15 protein-coding genes and 1 tRNA gene are annotated in these 13,696 nt (G+C 68.5%); 8 read left to right on the top strand and 8 right to left on the bottom strand.

Going from position 1 to position 13,696, the window contains the following annotated elements:
- The first annotated feature begins 41 nt into the window (after positions 1-41).
- From GGR16_RS04620 to GGR16_RS04605, 4 genes are all read left to right on the top strand, one after another.
- Positions 42-605 carry a polysaccharide biosynthesis/export family protein gene (locus GGR16_RS04620; protein WP_053193874.1) on the top strand — a complete coding sequence of 188 codons (564 nt, stop codon included), beginning with the start codon at positions 42-44 and terminating at the stop codon, positions 603-605.
- Positions 606-631: 26 nt separating this feature from the next.
- Positions 632-1,759: a glycosyltransferase family 4 protein gene (locus tag GGR16_RS04615; RefSeq protein ID WP_183315827.1), complete on the top strand. Its 1,128-nt coding sequence runs from the start codon at positions 632-634 to the stop codon at positions 1,757-1,759.
- 119 nt (positions 1,760-1,878) lie between these two features.
- A complete protein-coding gene (locus GGR16_RS04610; RefSeq protein ID WP_183315825.1) occupies positions 1,879-3,426 on the top strand; it encodes an undecaprenyl-phosphate glucose phosphotransferase in 1,548 nt (515 codons plus the stop codon).
- Entirely contained in the window at positions 3,423-4,667 is a 1,245-nt protein-coding gene (locus tag GGR16_RS04605; RefSeq protein WP_183315824.1) for an O-antigen ligase family protein, read from the top strand. The genes GGR16_RS04610 and GGR16_RS04605 overlap by 4 nt, the downstream gene beginning before the upstream one ends.
- A 47-nt stretch (positions 4,668-4,714) precedes the next feature.
- Here GGR16_RS04605 and GGR16_RS04600 read toward each other — a convergent pair whose 3' ends face one another.
- Entirely contained in the window at positions 4,715-4,981 is a 267-nt protein-coding gene (locus GGR16_RS04600) for a hypothetical protein (protein WP_019401165.1), read from the bottom strand.
- Positions 4,982-5,080: 99 nt separating this feature from the next.
- Positions 5,081-6,523 (bottom strand): phospholipase D-like domain-containing protein, encoded by a 1,443-nt coding sequence (locus tag GGR16_RS04595; protein WP_019401166.1) that lies wholly within the window; start codon positions 6,521-6,523, stop codon positions 5,081-5,083.
- A gap of 327 nt (positions 6,524-6,850) precedes the next feature.
- Here GGR16_RS04595 and GGR16_RS04590 point away from each other — a divergent pair, with 327 nt between their 5' ends.
- Positions 6,851-7,492: a BA14K family protein gene (locus GGR16_RS04590; RefSeq protein WP_019401167.1), complete on the top strand. Its 642-nt coding sequence runs from the start codon at positions 6,851-6,853 to the stop codon at positions 7,490-7,492.
- A 69-nt stretch (positions 7,493-7,561) separates the two neighbouring features.
- Here the strand turns inward: GGR16_RS04590 and GGR16_RS04585 are convergent, their stop codons facing one another.
- Entirely contained in the window at positions 7,562-7,948 is a 387-nt protein-coding gene (locus tag GGR16_RS04585; protein WP_085952994.1) for an RcnB family protein, read from the bottom strand.
- A gap of 386 nt (positions 7,949-8,334) precedes the next feature.
- Between GGR16_RS04585 and GGR16_RS04580 the strand changes: the two genes are divergently transcribed.
- The 3 genes from GGR16_RS04580 (at position 8,335) to GGR16_RS26400 (ending at position 9,846) form a co-directional block, all read left to right on the top strand.
- Positions 8,335-8,412: transfer RNA gene (locus GGR16_RS04580), tRNA-Pro, on the top strand.
- A gap of 763 nt (positions 8,413-9,175) precedes the next feature.
- On the top strand, positions 9,176-9,586 hold the full coding sequence (locus GGR16_RS04575; protein WP_183315823.1) for a hypothetical protein: 411 nt from the start codon (positions 9,176-9,178) through the stop codon (positions 9,584-9,586).
- 128 nt (positions 9,587-9,714) lie between these two features.
- Complete coding sequence (locus GGR16_RS26400; RefSeq protein WP_256374255.1) at positions 9,715-9,846, top strand: hypothetical protein; 132 nt, start codon at positions 9,715-9,717, stop codon at positions 9,844-9,846.
- Between the two features lie 11 nt (positions 9,847-9,857).
- Here the strand turns inward: GGR16_RS26400 and GGR16_RS04570 are convergent, their stop codons facing one another.
- From GGR16_RS04570 to GGR16_RS04550, 5 genes are all read right to left on the bottom strand, one after another.
- Positions 9,858-10,448: a MerR family transcriptional regulator gene (locus GGR16_RS04570; RefSeq protein WP_183315822.1), complete on the bottom strand. Its 591-nt coding sequence runs from the start codon at positions 10,446-10,448 to the stop codon at positions 9,858-9,860.
- 104 nt (positions 10,449-10,552) lie between these two features.
- Complete coding sequence (locus GGR16_RS04565; RefSeq protein ID WP_019401172.1) at positions 10,553-10,864, bottom strand: integration host factor subunit alpha; 312 nt, start codon at positions 10,862-10,864, stop codon at positions 10,553-10,555.
- A 156-nt stretch (positions 10,865-11,020) separates the two neighbouring features.
- Positions 11,021-11,998, bottom strand: coding sequence for a beta-ketoacyl-ACP synthase III (locus tag GGR16_RS04560; protein WP_019401173.1), 978 nt, complete (start codon positions 11,996-11,998; stop codon positions 11,021-11,023).
- 14 nt (positions 11,999-12,012) lie between these two features.
- On the bottom strand, positions 12,013-13,053 hold the full coding sequence (gene plsX, locus GGR16_RS04555) for a phosphate acyltransferase PlsX (protein ID WP_183315821.1): 1,041 nt from the start codon (positions 13,051-13,053) through the stop codon (positions 12,013-12,015).
- Positions 13,054-13,152: 99 nt separating this feature from the next.
- The gene (locus tag GGR16_RS04550) at positions 13,153-13,695 is read right to left on the bottom strand and encodes a YceD family protein (protein WP_183315820.1); all 543 of its coding nucleotides are present in this window, start codon (positions 13,693-13,695) and stop codon (positions 13,153-13,155) included.
- Position 13,696: the final 1 nt, after the last annotated feature.

Here is a 13,696-nt window from a genome sequence, read left to right as displayed (position 1 = left end):
CGTTAGATGCGTCTCGTCCTGCAGTTTCCGATGACGGTCACATGTCGCGCTTTCCGGCCATCGCCCTCGCCCTCCTCTGCGCCTCGCTCGGCGCCTGTACCCAGACGTCGCGTGAACCGATGACGGTGGAGGCGGTGCCCCGTCCGCAGGTCTACACGCTCGACAGCGGCGACCGCCTGCGCATCATCGTCTTCGGGCAGGACAGCCTGTCCAATATCTATACCGTGGATGCCTCGGGCAAGATCGCCATGCCGCTCGTCGGCACCATCCCGGCGCGTGGCCTGACGACGCAGCAGCTCGCCAAGGCCATCGAACGCAAGCTCGCCGCCGGCTATGTGCGCGAACCGTCGGTCAGCGTGGACGTCGAGGCCTACCGGCCGTTCTTCATCCTCGGCGAGGTGCGCAATCCCGGCCAATATCCCTTCGTGGCCGGCATGACGGTGCAGACCGCCGCCGCCATCGCCGGCGGCTTCACCCCCCGCGCGGTGGAGAGCGAAGCGCTCGTCACCCGCCAGGCGCCGGGCAAGGCCGTCACCGGGCCGCTGCCGGCGACCTATCCGATCAAGCCGGGCGACACCATCGTCATCAAGGAGCGGTGGTTCTGAGCCGCCGCCAGCCCGGACGAAACACCATGCCCGATCCCGCATCCCTGCGCATCCTGCACGTCCTGCGCGCGCCCGTCGGCGGCCTGTTCCGCCACGTCGTCGACCTCGCGCGCGGGCAGGCGCAGCTCGGCCACCGGGTGGGCATCGTCTGCGACGCCACGACCGGCGGCGAGCGGGCGGAAGCAACCCTCGCCGCGCTCGGCGGCGATCTCTCGCTCGGCGTCACGCGCCTGCCCATGGCGCGCCTGCCGGGGCTCGGCGACCTTGCGGGCGCCCTGCGCGTGCGCGCGCTCGTGTCCCATCTCGGACCCGACGTGGTGCACGGCCACGGCGCCAAGGGCGGCCTCTACGCCCGGCTGGCCGCGCGGACCGACAGGCGCCGTCCCGCGCGCGTCTATACGCCGCATGGCGGCAGCTTCCACTACCCGCCGGGCACGGCGCAGCACCGGCTCTACATGGCCGCCGAGCGCGCCCTTGCCCGCAGGACCGACTTCTTCCTGTTCGAGAGCGCCTATATCGCACGGCTCGCCGCCGAGGCGCTCGGCTCCCTCGCGGCCCGTTCCGCCGTCGTCTACAACGGCCTCCACGAGGCCGAGTTCGACGAGGTGCCACGTTCCGGCACGCGAGACGTGCTCTATATCGGCGAGCTTCGCCACCTCAAGGGCATCGACACGCTGATCGACGCGCTGGCGCAGCTGCGCACCGAAGGCCGCCAGCTCACCGCCGTCTTCGTCGGCGCCGGCCCGGACGAGGAGGCCATCCGCGCCCATGCCGCGGACCGCGGGCTCGGCGAGGCCGTGACCTTCCAGCGGCCCATGCCGATCCGCGAGGCGCTCGCGCTGGCGCGGGTGATGGTCGTGCCGTCCCGGGCCGAGTCCCTGCCCTATGTCGTGCTGGAAGCCACGGCCGCCGCGATGCCGCTCGTCGCGACCGCTGTCGGCGGCATCCCCGAAATCTTCGGGCCGCAGGCGGGCCGTCTCGTCCCCGCCGATGCGCCCGAAGCCCTTGCTGGCGCGCTGCGTCGCCGCCTCGACATGCCGGAGGCCGAAGCCCAGGCCGAGGACGCCGCGCTGCGCGCCTTCGTGCGCGAGCGCTTCTCGCTGCCGCAGATGGTCGCCTCGGTGCTCGACGCCTACCGCGCGGCCCTGCGTTAAGACATTCGCCAGACGCCCGTGCTAGGCCATCGCCGCGGGAATGGGCCCCGCCCGAGCGGTGGCATACAACTTGCGATTGCCTCGGCGAGACCTCCCTTTTGTCCTGCCGAAGTTCAAGCATGTCCAATTTTGATATTCGCGATCTGCTCGACCACGCCGCCGCGGCCGAACCGGCACAGCCTGGGCCCGCTTCCGCGGACGAGAAGGAGCCACGCCTGTCGCCGCTCGCCGAGCGCATGGCGGCGCTGCCCGTGCGGCCGACCTATTCGCCCGTGATCATCACGGGTGCGGCCCGCCTCGCCGACATCGCCGTGGTTCTCGCCACGGGCTACGCCGCGCTCGCGATCTATATCGCGCCGAACCACGGCTATCCCCTCTCCTACCTCGGGCTCCTGCCGGTCTTCGCCCTCGCGACGGTCGCAGCGCTGCAGGCGGCGGGCCTGTATCATATCGGGGCAATGCGCTCCGTCCTGACGCAGGCCTTCCGGGTCCTGGCGAGCTGGAGCGTCATCTTCCTCCTCGCCGTCGCGGCCCTCTTCTTCACCAAGACGAGCGAGGAGTACTCCCGGGTCTGGCTGCTCGGCTGGTACGGCTCCGGGCTTGCCGGGCTCTTCCTCGTCCGGCTCGTCCTCGGCCTCGCCGTGACGCATCTGACGCGTGCCGGCCGGCTCGACCGGCGCACCGTCATCGTCGGCGGCGGAGAGGCGGCCGAGCGGCTCATCGAGGCCCTGGCGGCGCAGCGCGACACGGGCGTGCGCATCTGCGGCTTCTTCGACGACCGCAGCGACGACCGCTCGCCCGATGTCGTGGCCGGCTATCCCAAGCTCGGCACGGTCGACGATCTCGTCACCTTCGCCCGGCGCACGCAGGTCGACCTCATCATCTTCACGCTGCCGATCACGGCCGAGGCGCGCATCCTGCAGATGCTGCGCAAGCTGTGGGTGCTGCCGACGGACATCCGGCTCGCTGCCCACATGAGCCAGCTCAGGCTGCGCCCGCGCGCCTATTCCTACATCGGCTCGGTGCCGGTGCTCGACGTCTTCGACAAGCCGATCGCCGATTGGGACCTTGTGCTCAAGTGGCTCTTCGACAAGGTCGTGGGCGCCATCCTGCTCATGCTGCTGTCGCCGCTGCTGCTTCTCACGGCGCTTGCGGTGAAGCTCGATTCCCCCGGGCCGGTGCTCTTCCGCCAGAAGCGGTACGGCTTCAACAACGAGCTCATCGAGGTCTTCAAGTTCCGCTCGATGTACGTGGACCAGAGCGATGCCACGGCCGCGCGGCTCGTCACCAAGGGGGACCCGCGCGTCACCCGCGTCGGCCGCATCATCCGCAAGACCTCGCTCGACGAACTGCCGCAGCTCTTCAATGTCGTCTTCAAGGGCAACCTCTCGCTGGTCGGGCCGCGCCCGCACGCGCTGCACGCCAAGGCCGAGAACCGGCTCTACGACAAGGTCGTCGACGGCTATTTCGCCCGCCACAAGGTCAAGCCCGGCATCACCGGCTGGGCGCAGATCAACGGCTGGCGCGGCGAGACCGACACGGAGGAGAAGATCCAGCGCCGCGTCGAGCACGACCTGTTCTACATCGAGAACTGGTCGGTGCTCTTCGACCTGGTGATCCTCCTGAAGACGCCGCCTGCCCTCCTCAAGTCGGAGAACGCCTATTGACGGCCGCGGACGACACCACCGCCGCGGGCGCGGCCGGCCTGCGCATCTCCACGCGCCGGCTGCAGCATGCGCTCCTGTGGCTGCTCGCCTTCTCGGGCTCCCTGGCCATCATCGAGCCGTCGCCCTATGAGGCGATGTTCCTCGTTGCCCTCGCCGGCTTCATGGTCACGGGCGGCATCCGGCTGCCACGGCTCGTCGTGCCGCTCATCGTTCTGCTGCTCGTCTTCAATCTCGGCGGCGTCTTCTCGCTCATTCCCTATCTCGACCACCACAAGTCGGTCACCTTCGTCGCCATCTCGATCTATCTGATGGTCACGGCGATCTTCTTCGCCACCATCCTGTGCCAGGACGGCGACGAGCGGCTGAACGCCATCCGCGGCGGCTTCGTCGCCTCGGCCTGGGTGGCGGCGATCGCCGGCATCGCCGGCTACCTGAACATCGCCGGCCTCGGCGCCCATTTCTCGCTCTACGGCCGCGCCTCGGGCACCTTCAAGGACCCGAACGTGCTCGGGCCCTACCTGACGCTCGCCGTCGCCTTCATGGTGCAGGACATCATGACGGGGCGCGGCCGGCTCCTCGTCAGCCTGATCAAACTGTCCGTGCCGACGCTGGCGCTGCTGCTGACGCTGTCGCGCGGCGCCTGGATCAATGCCATCGGCAGCGTCGGCCTGCTCATGCTGCTCATCTATCTGACGAGCCGCAGCAGCGGCCAGCGCTCGCGGCTCGTGGGCCAGGTGGCGATGCTCTCGGCCGCCGTCGTCGTCGTGGTGCTCGCGGCCCTCTCCAGCGGCGAGATCGGCGAACTGGTCGCCCAACGCGCGGGCCTGCAATCCTACGACATGGGCCCGACCGGGCGCTTCGGCGGGCAGATCCGCAGCCTTCCGATCCTGCTCGACCTGCCGAACGGCTTCGGGCCCCTGCGGTTTTCCTCCGAGATGTACGGCGCAGCGCCGCACAACGTGTTCCTCAACGCCTTCGCGTCCTACGGCTGGCTCGGCGGCATCACCTATCTGGTGCTCATCCTGACGACCTTCTTCGTCGGCTGGCGCACGACGCTGCGGCGCGGACCGCTTCAGCGCCACTTCCTGCCCATCTGGAGCGTGTTCTTCATCACCGCGCTGCAAGGCATCCAGATCGACAGCGACCACTGGCGCCACTTCTACCTGCTTCTCGGGCTCATCTGGGGCATTGCGGCCGCAACGCCGCGGGAGGAAGCGAGCCGGCGCGAGCTCGCATCCTGATTCCGCCTTCGCGGGTAACATTCTGACATTGCGAATTTTCCAGCGTTTCAGATCCGGCCGAACGGATCCTCCTCGCACCGCCCCTGGAAGGCGCGCATCACGGCGCAGGCGATGGCCTTGGCGGTGGGGAAGCCGATCTCCTCGTCGATCTCCTGGATGATGCCGACGAGATGCGCCTCGCAAGGGCGCAGGGCGGCAAGGCGCAGGGCTTCCGTCAGCACGTGGCGGTGCTGGGTGGCCGCATGCGTCCAGGCAACGTCGTCCGTCTCACGCAGCTCTTCCAGGGCTATGCGGGCGGCTTCGCGCATCATCATGGCTTCTCTCCCCTTTCTTGCCGGCAGCGGCGCCGGCCGTGGAAGAACCATGCAGCGCCACGCCCCGGGACGATGTGCGCTGGCGCGCGCTGCACGCCGTCACAGGTAGGGCGACGCCAGCCACACCACCCGGTTGCGCAGCCGCTCCGCCAGCGGTCGCGCTGCGAGGCTCTGCAGGGTTTCGGGGACGGCATCGGCCATCCGCTCGCTGATGTGCTCCTCGATCCAGCTGGCGAGCGCCGGGTCGTGCACCTCCACGTCGAGCTCGAAATTGAGCCGGAGGCTGCGCGGATCGAGGTTGGACGAGCCGATGTAGCTCCATACGCCGTCGACCGTCATGAGCTTGGAATGGTCGAAGACGCCGCGGGCACGCCAGACGCGGCAGCCTCGCCGCAGCACCTGGTCGAGCTGGGCCGTCATGGCATAGTCGACGAGGCGCAGGTTGTTGCTGTCGGGAATGACGATGTCGACCTCGATGCCGCGGCGAGCCGCGACGCCGAAGGCGCCGACGAGTTGCTGGTCGGGCAGGAAATAGGGCGAGGAGATCATGACCCGGCGCTCGGCGGCGGCGAGCGCGCCCATGATCATGGCGTGGTTCGATTCGAGCGTGTGGTCCGGCCCGGAGGGAATCGCCCTCGCCGCCACCTCCGTCCCGCCCGCCAGCCGGGCCGCCCGCCCGAACCACATCGGCCCGTCCAGCAGCTCCCGCGTCACGAAATGCCAGTCCTCGGCGAAGACGGTGAGCAGGTGCTCGACCACCGGTCCGTCGAAGCGGAAGTGGGTGTCACGCGCGGTGTGATCGCCCATGGCCGAGGTGAGGAAATGGGCGCGGATGTTCATGCCGCCGGTGAAGCCGACCTTGCCGTCGACCACGAGGATCTTGCGGTGGCTGCGCAGGTTGGCATAGGGCAGCTTGAGGCCGATGATGTTGCCCATGAAGAGCGCCGAGGTGACGCCGCGCTGGCGCAGCAGGAGCGGCAGCGGCGGCTTGGAATAGCGCGCGCCCACCGCATCGATCAGCACGCGCACGGCGACGCCGCGCTCCTTCGCCGCCACGAGCGCCTCGACGAAGGCGAGCCCCGCCGCATCGTGGTCGAAGATATAGGTCGCGAGCGCGATCGATTTTCTGGCGCCCCGGATCGCCTCGATCATCTCGGGATAGGCCGCATCGCCGCCGACGAGGGGGGTGACCTTGTTGCCGAGCGTCAGCGGGAACTGGGAGACGTTGTCGCCGAGCCGGGCCAGCGACGCGAGCGGCAGGCGCGCCAGCGCGTCGCCAGCGCTGTCCTCGTTCTCGGCGGCCCGCCCCCGGCGCGTACGCGCCCGCTTGCGCATGACGGATGACCGGCGCACGCGGTTGATGCCGGCAACGAGATAGAGCGCGGCGCCGAAGACCGGCGACAGCATCGCGACGCCCGCCCAGCCGATCGCCGCCCGCACCTCGTCCTTCGTCATCGCCGCGTGCGCGGCCGCGGCCAGGCCGGCCATCGTGCTCAGGACAAAGAACAGGTGCGGCCAATAATCCGTCAGAAACGCCTGCATGAATCATTCCTAGAGGATTCAGCCACGGGCCGGGAAGACCCGAGCCGCACGGGCGCGGCAAAAGCGTGCGTCATGAAGGCCGCCGGCGCCGGATGCGCTCGCATCGTGCACGGATCACGCCGTCGCGCATCGCCCCCTCCCGCGCACCGTCTGCAGGAGGGTCGCGCATACGTGATCCCCCCGTTCGCCCTGCCGCCACAGTTCGTTCTATCATGAAGAAGGGCGCCACCGGAGCGTGGCCGAGACAATCGGCGCTCGAGGCAATCGGTCGGCCGGTGGCTTGTCCCCGGCGTTTGACGCCGCAGTTGCCGCGAGGAGGATCGCACCATGCCCGTCTGCAGGACACTCGCCATCACGGCCGTTGCAGCGCTGCTCGCGCTCCCTGCGATGCCTGCGAGCGCGCAGATCGTTCGCATGGACACCGCGCCGGCCGCAACGCTCATCGAGAACACCCAGTGGGGTCGCCCCGGTAACAGGTACATCGGAGGCCCGGGCGCGTGGAGCGGAGGAGGCACGCAGATCCGCGTGCCGCCCGGAACCCCCTTTGGGCAGGTCACCGGCGGCTATTATGGCCCGCGGGGCTCCGCCTATTACGGCCGGCCCTCCTATGCGCGGCCCTATTATGGCGGCCAGTACTATGGCCGGCCCTACTACGGCCGCCCCTACTACGGCCGACCCTATTACGGCCGGCCGTACTACGGGGGCTACCGCTATCGGCCCTATTATTACGGCGGCTACTACAGGCCGTATTACGGCTACGGCTATGGCTACGGCTACGACCCCGGCGCCGCGGTGGCGGCGGGCATCTTCGGCCTCGCAGCGGGCGCGATTGCCAGCAGCGCCATCGCCTCCCCGCCGCGCCGCTACGATTCCTCGTGGGTGGCCTATTGCTCGCGCAAGTACAAGTCCTTCAACCCGCGCACGGGCACCTATCTCGGCTACGACGGGCGCCGGCACGTCTGCCGGTGACGGACGGGCCGAGGCCATAAAGGAAAAGCCGCCCGAGGGCGGCTTTTCCATGCGTTCTGCGCGACGGCTTCAGTGCATCATGAAGATCGACGCGATGATGCCGGTTGCGACATTGACCATCATGAAGCGACCGTCGACCTCGACCCAGCGGTGGCCGCGCGGCGGCTCCTGCAGGCGATAACGGCGGTAGTCGCGGGCGTGGATCTCACGGTGGCGATGCTTCTTCCACTCGAAACGCTGCCCCTTCGCCCAGTGCGGCCTGCCGGGGCGATGCTGCGGCTCGACATGCCGCGGATGCCGGTCGTGGCGCTCGATCCGCACATCACGACGCTCCGTCCGGACATCGCGATGCTCGATGCGGACATCGGGGCCGCGGTGCGATGGATAGGGCTGGGCGAATGCCGCACCTGAAACAAGAACGGCGGCAGATGCGACAACCAGGGCAATCTTTTTCATGAACATCTCCTCTTCTCCCCTTTTGTTTATGAGGAGTGTTCTGAACGGTTCCTGAACAAAGGAATTACTTTTTGGTAATAGTCTCCGGCTGCCATTCGCCGTGTCTGCACGATGCGTTCGTTGCGGCGAAGCCAAGGGGCTCGGGGCGAGCCGCGGACAGCCGCAGGGCGGCGATGAACGTGCCGGCAGGCCACCCGGCAGCCTCCGCCCGTCCCCCGCGTCGGCGCGGGATATCCACAGACCTCGAAGCGGAACGGGTTCCGAGACTTTTCCGGGGCTTTCCGACGCCGGATGCGTCACGCGAGCCGCCGGCGCGGCTGGGCGCCAGAACTCCGGGCTTGCATTCCCGCGACGAAACACCTAGAGAAACAACGCCCTTCGGGTGTCGGAGCGTAGCGCAGCCCGGTTAGCGCACTAGTCTGGGGGACTAGGGGTCGTGGGTTCAAATCCCGCCGCTCCGACCATTCAAACCCGTCGTGTTCCTTCATTTTGAGGTTTCGGCCGGTCCCCGCGCGAGGAGCGGCCAGGGGGGACGAGCGGCGTCTATGTGCCGTTTCGAGGCACGAACCATCCATAAGCATCCGCAGTCCATTCGCCGTTCGTTTCCGGCCTGTTTCCCGCCGCACGAGCGGCAGGGATATGCGGGCCGCTGATGCCCCCGCATATCCCGATCGCGCAGCCTGTCGCGGACGACTGCCGCGGCACAGGCGACGATGCCGCCGGCCTCCTAGACGTTCGATTCCCGGAGGCTGCCGGCCGGATGGATGCCTCCGCCCGCGACCGGCCCTCTCTGCTGCCAGACGGCGTCGGCCGAGGTCGTTCCAGCCCCGCGCGGCTGTGCGGCGGGTGGGCTGTAGGCTGGTGGACGGTCCGACCAGCCCCGGAACTGGGCCGGATCATTCCGGTCGAGCGAATAGGCCGGAGGCGGAGAAGAGCTGCGAATACCGCTGGGCATGGATCAGGTACTCCTGTCTTGTATTCCATTACCCATTCGACTTAACAACGGCAGCTATTATATGACACAACTGAGAGTGGCGTTATAAAGCAATCAGAATTTACTACGTTCTGCATTCCGCATCGGGCCATGCCGCTTGTCATGTGGAGTGACGACCGAAGGCGGAACGATGATGGGGACATCGACGATCTTTCGGGTCGTCGGGGATGGCCTCCGCGCCTGCGTCATTTTACGGCAATGGCGCGTGGCTAGCATCGGGCCGAGGGCTCGCTATGATCCGCGCATTGCTCGAACCAAGCGATTTTGCCGAGGGTATCGTGAAAGAGATTGCCAGCGCGAAACTGGGGACGACGAACGGCGATGTGATGCTTCGGGCCGAGGACGGGACGGAGCTGCGCATGCCCGTCGGCGTGCTCGTCACGCTCGCCAACCAGGCGCGCCGCCTCGTTGCCGGCGCCGACGCATCCCCGCCGGATGGGCCGCCGGGCCCGGCGCCGACGCAAGTCCGTTCCTTCACGCTCGATGCGAACGAGACGAGCGGCGATCTGGTGCTGCGCCTCGACCCCGGCACCCCATTCGAATTCCCGGTCCTGATGGACAACGGTGTCGCGACGCGCCTCGCCTTCGACCTGCTGCGGGCTCTGAACCGCCGCACCGCGGACACCGAGACCGGCGTGGGCTGAAACGCCCGGGCCGGCAGGCGCAGGCCAGCTGTCCGAGCCAGCGACGAGAACGCCGTGGCCTGGCCGGTCCCGCCGGCCGGTGGCCGTTCGAGACCTGCCGCTTCCCGCAGCGGGCAGGAACAAATCCCGTGCCGCCGGGCTTTTCTGTCAGACCAGAGAACGAGACGGAGAGCCCCATGTTGCGTGGAGCATTGCTTTGGATCATCGGCATTCCGCTGCCGATCATCATCATCCTGTGGCTGCTCGGCTATCTGAGCTGACCGGCTCAGGCTCAGTCGTCGCCGTCGGGGCCGTGGCGCGCGGCCTCGAGGAGACGCCGGCATTCCGCCAGTTCCGCCAATACGGCCTGCAAGGCGCGGAGTTGCGCTGCCGTGAGGCCGGAGGTTCCGGTTGGCGTCGGGGCGGGTGCCGGCTCGGCGGCCGGGCTGCGCGCCGCCGGCATCGCAGCAGCGGGCGCCGGTGCCTTTCGCGTCTGAGCCAGCGAGCCGTCGTCGAAGAGAAACGGCCCGTCCTCGGGCGCAGCGGCGTATTCGGGAGCGTCGTCCTCATTGTCGGCGTCGGCCCGCGGCACCGGCGCGGGTGCCGTGCCGTCCTGGCGCCAGATGGTCTCCACATAGCGCACCCCCTCCTCCTTGAGGATGCGCTGGACGCCCTTGATGGTGTAGCCCTCGCCGTAGAGCAGGTGACGGATGCCGCGCAGGAGGTCGACATCGTCCGGCCGGTAGTAGCGGCGGCCGCCGCCGCGCTTCAGCGGCTTGATCTGCGAAAAGCGCGTTTCCCAGAAACGCAGCACGTGCTGTGGCAGATCGAGGTCTTCCGCCACCTCGCTGATCGTCCGGAATGCGTCCGGCCCTTTGTCCACAACACGCCCCTACTCACTTGCGGCCCCGCCCGCCTGCCAGGCCGGCGACGCCTGCCGCATACTCACAGCCGCATCGCGGGTCCTCGGCGCGATGCGGCGGCTGCTCACTCCTCGTCGTCGACGCGCTCGCCGTTGATGCGGGCGCGCAGCACGTTCGAGGGCTTGAACACCATGACCCGGCGCGGCTCGATCGGCACCTCGACCCCGGTCTTGGGGTTGCGGCCGATGCGCTGGCCCTTGTCGCGCACCACGAAGGAGCCGAACGAGGACAGCTTTACCGTCTCGCCGCTCGCCAGGCAGTCGCAGACTTCGGAGAGCACCATTTCGACGAGCGACGCCGATTCCGTGCGGGAAAGCCCCACCTTCTGATAGACCGCCTCGCAGAGATCTGCGCGCGTAACCGTGCGACCGGCCATGACCACCTTCCCGCCCCGATTCAGAAAACAGGATTATCTATATGAATTTGCAAGGTATTGGCAGCGGCAGGCGCGGTCAATGGTGCAATCGCCCATTCGTTTGACGAAGGACGTGCACGAAAACGCCTGCCCCGAAGCGGACGATGAGGCCCGGCGCTACCAGCGAACCAGGGCGCTGCCCCAGGTGAATCCGCCGCCCATGGCCTCGAGCATGACCAGGTCGCCCTGCTTGATGCGCCCGTCCGCCCGCGCCTCCGCGAGCGCCAGCGGGATCGACGCGGCCGAGGTGTTGCCGTGCCGGTCCACCGTCACCACGACCTTTTCGGGCGCGATGCCGAGCTTGTGCGCGCTCGCGTCGATGATGCGGCGGTTGGCCTGGTGGGGCACGAACCAGTCGAGGTCCTCGGCCGTGGTGCCGGTGGCCTCGAAGGCATCCTCGATGACGTCCGTGATCATGCCGACGGCATGGCGGAAGACCTCGCGGCCCTCCATGCGCAGATGTCCGACCTCACGGTTGGAGCCGGGCCCGCCGTCGACATAGAGCTTGTCGCGATGGCGGCCGTCGGAGCGCAGGTGCGAGGTCAGCACGCCACGATCGGCGTTCGTCCCCGCCCCCTCCCCGGCCTCGAGCACGATGGCGCCGGCGCCGTCGCCGAAGAGCACGCAGGTGGTGCGGTCCTGCCAGTCGATGATGTGGGAGAAGGTCTCGGCGCCGATGACGAGCGCGCGCCGGTGCGAGCCGGACGTCAGGAACTTGTCGGCCGTGGCGACGCCGAAGACGAAGCCCGAGCACACCGCCTGCAGGTCGAAGGCCGCGCCGTGGGCCATGCCGAGCGCGGACTGGATCTGGGTGGCGGTTGCCGGGAAGGTGTAGTCCGGCGTCGACGTGGCGCAGATGATGAGGTCGATGTCGGCCGGCGTGAGGCCGGCATCGTCGAGGGCGGCCTTCGCCGCGGCAAGGCCGAGGGACGACGTCGTCTCGCCGTCGGCAGCGATGCGCCGCTCGCGGATGCCCGTGCGCTGAACGATCCACTCGTCGGAGGTCTCGACCATTCCGGCGAGCTCGGCGTTGGTCAGAACGCGTTCGGGAAGATAGGAGCCGCAACCGCGGACGACCGACCGGATTCGGGACACTTTAAGAGAACTCCTCAAGCCTCGGCCACAGCCGAGGGGTGCACCTGCGCAATCGTCTCGCGGATCGTGTCGGCGAGCGAGTGGCGCGCCATGTCGTAAGCGAGTTCGACGGCACTTGCAAAGCCGAGGGCGTCGGTGCCCCCGTGGCTCTTGATGACGACGCCGTCGAGGCCGAGGAAGACACCGCCGTTGGAGCGGCGCGGATCCATCTTCTCCTTGAGCGCATCGAAGGCGCCCTTGGCGAAGAGATAGCCGATGCGCGCCAGCAGGGTGCGGCCCATGGCGGCGCGCAGGTAGTGGGCGATCTGCTTGGCCGTGCCTTCAGCCGTCTTCAGGGCGATGTTGCCGGCGAAGCCCTCCGTCACCACCACGTCCACCGTGCCCTTGCCGAGGTCGTCGCCCTCGACGAAGCCGCGGTAGTCGATGAGCCGGATGTCGGCCTCGCGCAGGCGCTTGCCGGCCTCCTTGACCGCCTCGTTGCCCTTCACCTCCTCGACGCCGACATTGAGGAGGCCGACGGTCGGCCGCTCGATGTCGAGCACGATGCGCGCGAGGGCGGCGCCCATGACGGCGAGGTCGACGAGATGCTGCGCATCGGCGCCGATCGTGGCGCCGACATCGAGCACGACGCTCTCCCCGCGCAGCGTCGGCCACAGGGCGGCGATGGCGGGACGGTCCACATTGGCCATCCGCTTGAGGCAGAAGGTGGCCATCGCCATCAGCGCGCCGGTGTTGCCGGCGGACACAGCGACGGCGGCGCGCTTGTCCTTCACCGCCTCGATGGCCCGCCACATGGACGATTTGTAGCGCCCGGCCCTGAGCGCCTGGCTCGGCTTGTCGTCCATGCGCACCGCAACGTCGGTGTGGTGCAGTTCGGAAACGGCCTTGAGCGCGGGGTGGGCATCGAGCAGCGGCTGAACGGCGGCCTCGTTGCCGTAGATGACGAAGCGCAGGTCCGGCCGCCGCTCGAGGGCGATGGCCGCACCCGGAATCACAACGGCGGCACCCTGGTCTCCACCCATGGCGTCGAGTGCGATGGTGACCGGTCGTGACATAGGTTCAGCCCGAACTCCCGAAATGCGTCCCGATGTGCGAGGGACGGCGGACAATAGCGAAGCGCACGTCACCCGCAACTCGAAAATGCCCGCCGGGGCTCATTCCTCCTCGCGCCGCGGCAGGTTCTTCAACACGGCGAAGGGCGATGTCTTGCCCTCGTCGCCGCCCTCGTAGTCGAACTGCGCACCCGGCTTGCGGGGATAGGGATCGAGCCCGAGGGCGAAGAACTCGACCGTGACGGCGCCAAGATCGACGGCCCCGCCGAGGATCTCGTCGGGCTCGTCCTCGGCGGGCGTCTCGTCCTCCTCCGGCACCTCGAAGGCGGCGCGCCAGCGCTCGAGCGCCGGCGCCGACATGAAGGTGACGTCGACCGCCTCGGACACCTTATTGGCGAACGGCTCCAGCGTAACGACGCAGGTCTGCGTCACCCCCGCCTCGACCGTCCCCGTCACATGGACGCGCTCGCTCGTGCCCGTCAGGTTGAACGAGCCGACGAGCCTGGCGATGGGGCCGGTGCCGAAGCGTCTGGCAAGCTCCGCCCGCTCGGCGTCGCTCGCCTCGACCGTGACCTCGAGACCGGAGGCCGGAATGTCGGCAACGGCGACGGGGCGGGACAGGAGCGCATCGGGCGCCGCGGTCATG

The organism is Chelatococcus caeni, assembly GCF_014196925.1.
In the GTDB taxonomy this organism is placed as follows: Bacteria; Pseudomonadota; Alphaproteobacteria; order Rhizobiales; family Beijerinckiaceae; genus Chelatococcus_A; species Chelatococcus_A caeni.
This window is presented reverse-complemented; position numbering and strand designations above follow the sequence as displayed.